The sequence below is a fragment of the Pseudarthrobacter sp. TAF60_1 genome (genome assembly GCF_052113505.1).
Taxonomy (GTDB): domain Bacteria; phylum Actinomycetota; class Actinomycetes; order Actinomycetales; family Micrococcaceae; genus Arthrobacter.
Genome location: NZ_JBFRDI010000033.1, coordinates 1 through 6,111 on the forward strand (window position 1 = coordinate 1; position 6,111 = coordinate 6,111).

The 6,111-nt window shown below is 63.7% G+C and carries 5 protein-coding genes; 4 read left to right on the forward strand and 1 reads right to left on the reverse strand.

Annotated features, from left to right (window positions below):
• Nucleotides 1-884: S-(hydroxymethyl)mycothiol dehydrogenase (locus tag AB4Y73_RS20230; RefSeq protein ID WP_441874452.1), on the reverse strand; the 884-nt coding region annotated here is incomplete at its 3' end.
• Nucleotides 885-1,346: 462 nt separating this feature from the next.
• On the opposite strand from AB4Y73_RS20230, the gene AB4Y73_RS20235 reads away from it, so the two are divergent.
• From AB4Y73_RS20235 to AB4Y73_RS20250, 4 genes are all read left to right on the forward strand, one after another.
• Nucleotides 1,347-2,750, forward strand: coding sequence for an MFS transporter (locus tag AB4Y73_RS20235; protein ID WP_441874454.1), 1,404 nt, complete (start codon nucleotides 1,347-1,349; stop codon nucleotides 2,748-2,750).
• 52 nt (nucleotides 2,751-2,802) lie between these two features.
• On the forward strand, nucleotides 2,803-4,056 hold the full coding sequence (locus tag AB4Y73_RS20240; protein ID WP_441874456.1) for an aminopeptidase P family protein: 1,254 nt from the start codon (nucleotides 2,803-2,805) through the stop codon (nucleotides 4,054-4,056).
• A 100-nt stretch (nucleotides 4,057-4,156) separates the two neighbouring features.
• Nucleotides 4,157-4,981: a creatininase gene (locus AB4Y73_RS20245; protein ID WP_441874458.1), complete on the forward strand. Its 825-nt coding sequence runs from the start codon at nucleotides 4,157-4,159 to the stop codon at nucleotides 4,979-4,981.
• 11 nt (nucleotides 4,982-4,992) lie between these two features.
• Nucleotides 4,993-5,862, forward strand: coding sequence for an IclR family transcriptional regulator (locus AB4Y73_RS20250; protein ID WP_441874460.1), 870 nt, complete (start codon nucleotides 4,993-4,995; stop codon nucleotides 5,860-5,862).
• Nucleotides 5,863-6,111 lie beyond the last annotated feature (249 nt).

Sequence of the window (6,111 nt, forward strand, 5' to 3'; positions counted from 1 at the left end):
AAGACATCCAGCAGCGGCAGCTCAAGGGTCATGTCCGGCGTCGGGACGCCCACCAGGACCACGCGGCCGGCAAGATCCCGGGCGTAGAACGCCTGCCTGTACGTTTCGGGACGTCCGACGGCGTCAATCACCACGTCCGCTCCGTTACCGTCCGTGAGGGCCCGGATCGCCTCGATAGGGTCTTCGGTGCTGGAATCCACGCCGTGCGTGGCGCCCAGTGACCTGGCCATCTCCACCTTCTTCGCGTCGATGTCCACCGCAATGATCGTGGTCGCACCGGCAAGCTTTGCCCCGGCGATCGCGGCGATACCCACCCCGCCGCAGCCGATCACGGCCACGGACTCGCCGCGCTTAACCTCGCCCGTGTTCATCGCCGCACCGATCCCGGCCATCACACCGCACCCGAGCAGCCCGACAGCGGCAGCATCGACGTCGTCGTCAATCTTGGTGCACTGCCCGGCCGCAACCAGCGTCTTCTCCGCGAACGCACCAATGCCCAGCGCGGGAGAGAGTTCCGTACCGTCCTCAAGGGTCATCTTCTGCGTCGCGTTATGCGTGTTGAAGCAGTACTGCGGCTGGCCCTTCGCGCACGCACGGCACTCCCCGCACACGGCACGCCAGTTCAGGATCACCCGGTCACCAGGGGCCACCTGCGTGACATCGGGTCCCACGGCGCTGACCACACCCGTGGCCTCATGGCCCAGCAGGTAAGGGAAATCATCGCCAATACCGCCCTGCTTATAGTGCAGATCGGTGTGGCAGACCCCGCAGGTCAGAACGTCCACCAGCGCCTCCCACGGCCCCGGATCCGGGACCAGGATAGTCTCCAACGAAACCGGGGCATTCTTCTCCCTGACGATGACGGCCTGTACTTTGTGGACCATTGGCTGGTTTCCTTCCTGATTGCAGGGACTCGGGGACGGCCCTTGGGCGCCAAGTGGCGCCCGTAAGTTTCAGTGTTCTCGCCGTGGCACCCAGCCCGAGGCTCGCAAACTTCCCATTGCGTATTACACAACACGACGCGCATAGCGCGTACTCGAAATATGTCAGCCTCCGCAGTGACTGTCAATAGAACGCCGAAGGGCTAGGTGGCATGGGCCCCGCGCCCAGATGAGGGCCTAGTCATTCAAATGCAACAGCACTTCGTCACATGCAACTAGAGGATACCGGGTTTTCAATGTTGGCCACGCGGACCATGCCGGTTTCTCCATCGCGGCACAGGAGGCAGTGGCAGCGAAAGCAAAGCGCAATACTCAAAATCAACCATTGACTGTGGCGCCAGTCACGTCGTACTCTGTTGCAACAGCGTTGCGCTGAATGCAACCCCCAACCAATGTGGTGGATACATGAGTAACGAAACTTCCTCCCCGGCCCGTGGCCGCGGAACCAACCCGGAGCCGCGCGGCCAGCGCGAGACCTCCAGTACTGGCCGCAGCACCCTGAGTGGCCAGGACTATGACCCCGCTGACAGCGCCGTCAGCAAGGAAACCCGCCGCAGAGTCATCGCGGCCAGCTTCATCGGCAACTTCGTTGAATGGTTCGACTACGCCGTTTACGGCTACCTTGCCGTCACGATCGCCACTGTGTTCTTTCCCGAATCCAACCCCCAGACCGGACTCCTACTAACCTTCGCCCTGTTCGCCATCTCGTTCCTGGTCCGCCCGCTTGGCGGGTTCGTCTGGGGCCACATCGGTGACAAGGTGGGCCGGCGGACGGCACTTTCGCTGTCCATCCTCATCATGTCCGGGGCAACTTTCTGCATCGCACTCATCCCGGGTTATGACACGATCGGCATCTGGGCGCCCGTCCTGCTGCTGATCGTCCGGGTAATCCAAGGCTTCTCCGCCTCCGGGGAGTACGCCGGAGCCTCCGCCTTCCTCGTCGAGTACGCCCCCGCCAACAAGCGCGGCCTGTACGCGGCGGTTGTCCCGGCCAGCACGGCGGCCGGCCTGCTCCTCGGTTCCCTGCTGGCGGGCCTGCTGACAGTCCTGCTCACCTCGGATGCCATGCACAGCTGGGGCTGGCGCCTGCCATTCCTGCTTGCTGCGCCGATGGGACTGATCGGCCGCTACATCCGGACCAAGCTCGAGGACACCCCGGTGTTCCGCGAGCTCGCAAAGGAAGACCATGCGGTCAAGGCGCCCGTGTCCAGCCTCTTCCGGAACCACTGGCGGCAACTGCTGCAGGCCGTCGGAGCCGTGCTGCTGAACGCCGTCGGGTTCTACGTGATCCTCAGCTACATGCCCACGTATTTGTCCTCGGAGCTTGGTCTCGGCGCAACCGAATCGTTCCTCGCCACGACCATCGCGCTGCTGACGTACATCGGGTTCATCTTCCTGACCGGGATGCTCTCGGACCGCTACGGACGCAAGAAAGTACTAATCAGCGCGTCCGTTACCTTCATTGTGCTGACCGTGCCCGCCTTTGCACTGCTGGGAACCGGCAACTTCCTTGTCATCGTCCTCGTCCAAATCCTGCTTGGCGCCATGCTCACCCTCAATGACGGAACGCTTCCCAGCTTCCTGGCGGAGATGTTCCCCACCCGGGTCCGCTACAGCGGCTTCGCGGTCAGCTTCAACCTCTCCAACGCCCTTTTCGGCGGCACCGCCCCGTTCATGGCAACCCTCCTGATCGCTGCTACCGCCAATGAGCTGGCCCCTGCCTGGTACCTCGTGGGCGCGGCGGTCGTTTCACTGATCGCCGTCGCGCTCTCCAGGGAAACCTGCAACGAACCGTTGCGCCACGAATAACAGACTTCTTCTTCCATCTCACGTAACTGCACCACAGAAAGGCACCACCACCATGACCATCACCACCGAAAACGCCTCGTCCATCGCCGAACTGGAGCGCACCAAGGTCCTGAAGAACGGCAAGAAAGTCAGCCTGACCTTCTCCGATACCGAGTTCGAGCGCCGCCTGTCCGGTCTGCGCCGCATCATGGCCGAGAAGGACCTCGACGCCGTCATCCTCACCAGCTACCACTCCATCAAGTACTACTCCGACTTCCTGTTCACCACCTTCGGCCGCTCCTACGCCATGGTGGTCACCAAGGATGACAACGTCACCGTTACCGCGAATATCGACGCCGGTATGCCTTGGCGCCGCAGCTTCGGCGACAACATCATCTACACGGACTGGCGCCGGGACAACTACATCTTCGCCATCCAGGAAGTCCTGCGCACCCGCGGCATCAATCCGCGCCGCCTCGGCGTCGAGGATGACTCGCTGCCGCTGGACAACCGCAACAAGATCCAGGCCGCCTTCGCCGGCGCCACCCTGGTGGACGTGGCCCAGGCCGCCATGCGTCAGCGCATGATCAAGTCCGCCGAGGAAATCGAGGTCATCAAGCACGGCGCCCGGATCGGCGACCTCGGCGGCGAAGCCATCCGCAACGCCATCACGGCCGGCATCACCGAGTACGAGGTTGCCCTGATCGGCACCGAGGCCATGGTGCACGAGATCGCCCGCACCTTCCCGGACTCCGAAATCCGCGACACCTGGGTCTGGTTCCAGTCCGGCATCAACACCGACGGAGCCCACAACTGGGCCACCACCCGCAAGATCCAGGAACACGACATCCTGTCCCTGAACTGCTTCCCCATGACCTCGGGCTACTACACGGCCCTGGAGCGCACCCTGTTCTACGGCGAACCGGATGCCCGCTCGCTGGAACTGTGGAACATCAACGTTGAGGTCCACAAGCGCGGCCTGGAGCTCATCAAGCCCGGCGCCGTCTGCAAGGACATCGCCGCCGAGCTCAACGAGATCTACGTCGGCTACGGCCTCCTGGCCAACCGCACGTTCGGCTACGGTCACTCCTTCGGCGTCCTCAGCCACTACTACGGCCGCGAAGCCGGGCTGGAACTCCGCGAGGACATCGACACGGTCCTGGAGCCGGGCATGGTTGTTTCCATGGAACCGATGATCACCGTCCTGGACGGCCAGCCGGGTGCCGGCGGCTACCGCGAGCATGACATCCTCGTGGTGGGCGAAGACGGGGCAGAGAACATCACCAAGTTCCCCTTCGGCCCCGAATACAACATCATCGGCGCCTAACAGCACCAAATAGCCGGTCAGGAAAGCGGCGCCGTGGCCGACGCGGCGCCGCTTTCCGCACCACCCAACTCCGCACCACCCCACAAGGAGCACCACCAGCATGGACAACTCAGTATTTCTGGAAGACCTGGACGCCTTCGCCTACCGCGAAGTCCTGTCCTCCGGGGAAGCGATCGTCCTGATACCGGTCGGGTCCCTGGAGCAGCACGGGCCGCACCTGCCGCTGGGCACTGACACCCTCCTGTCGTCGCGGTTTGCCGAGGGCGTCGCAAGGCGTCTCGGGGCACTCGTTGCCCAGCCGATCGCCTACGGGTACAAGTCGCAGCAGAAATCCGGGGGCGGCAACCACCTGCCCGGGACCACCAGCCTGGACGGGGCAACGCTGATAGGAGTGGCCCGCAACCTGGTCAAGTCCTTCCTCGACCACGGCGTCCGGCACGTGGTCTTTGTCAACGGACACTTCGAGAACTACCAGTTCCTCTACGAGGGAATCGACCTGGCCCTGGAGGACCTGGGGATCAAGCCGGGAGCCGAGCAGAGCGTGCTGCTGCTGTCCTACTGGGACTTCGTCAGCCAGCACACGTTGGAGGAGGTCTACCCGGACGGTTTCCCGGGCTGGGAGATCGAGCACGGCGGCGTGCTGGAGACCTCACTGATGCTTCACCTCGAGACCGCCCGGGTTGGCATGGACCGCCTGGTCGATGGTCCTGCCGCAGTCCTGCCGCGCTTCGACAGGCTCCCCGTGGTTCCTGAACGCACGCCGGCCACAGGCTGCCTCTCCTCGGCCGCCGGGTCCAGTGCCGTCAAGGGCGAACTTCTGTACCGGCAGGTTGTGGAAGACCTGGCCGCGGACCTGGCCCGCGAGCTGAACTGCGAACTCACCGAGCCTGCCAGGCCGCCGCTTTCCGCTGACTATGCGCAATGATAGTGAGCACCATGACCAAAGATTCCCGCGAAACCAACGGCACTGACACCAACGGCGTCGACTCGAACGGCAAGGCTGACACCAAGGGCGCCTCAGTCATTGTGAACGCCATCGCCGTCCTTCGTTCCTTCACCGCCGACGAACCACTGCTGGGCGTCACGGAAATTGCGAACAGGGTGGGCCTGCATAAGAGCACGGTGTCCCGAATCCTGGCAACTTTTGAACAGGAACACCTCGTGGAGCGGGACGAGGACACTCGCCGTTTCCGCCTCGGATTGGGCCTGATCGCCGTCGCGGGGCCGCTGCTGGCCGAGCTGGAGGAGCGCCGCGTCGCCTATCCGGTCCTCCGCGAGCTGACCGAACTGACCGGCGAAACGAGTGCCCTGATGATGTGGGAGGGCAATCAGTCCATCTGCGTGGAGCAGATCGCGAGCCGCCACCAGATCAAACACACCACCCCGCTGGGCGCGCGTTACAACGACGCGTTGAGCGCCTCCGTCCAGGTGTTCCTCGCAACGGAACCCGAGGAACGCGTGCGCTCACTCATACGCAGCGGAGCCATCACGTACGCGGCGGTGGATGAGACCAGCCTCGACGGCTACCTGGTCCGTCTCAAAGAAGACTTCCGCCGGGGGTGGGCCGTCAACTACGGCGAGAGTTCGCTGGATGAAGTTGGCGTTGCCGCACCCGTCTACGACCACCGTGGCGACGTTGTAGCTGCTGTCCTCATTCCGGCCCCACGGTTCCGCGTCTCCCAGGAGCGGCTGCAGAACCTCGGCCAATCCTGCGTGGCAGCAGCGAGTAAGGTCACCGCGCGGCTGGGCGGCAACGCACCCGGCGCCGGGAGCGGCAACCCCGGCGCCGGCACCCAGGCCCGCTGACCGCCCCGCGACGCTCTCTCACTTAATGCATGAAAAACCGGAATGCTCTATCACTCTCCTGAAGAAAGTGAGAGAGCGTCSGWSGAAAASCSACATTAARTGAGTTTCTCAGGGGCGCTTCGCTCTGCCGTGGGGGCCGAAAATGTGGTGCAGCGGTGATCGTTGCGGGGTTTGGGTTGCCGGAGCAGACTGGAGAGTGTGTTCCGGTCGACCCCGGTCTCTCTTTGGTGTCGGTGAGCCTGTAAGTGA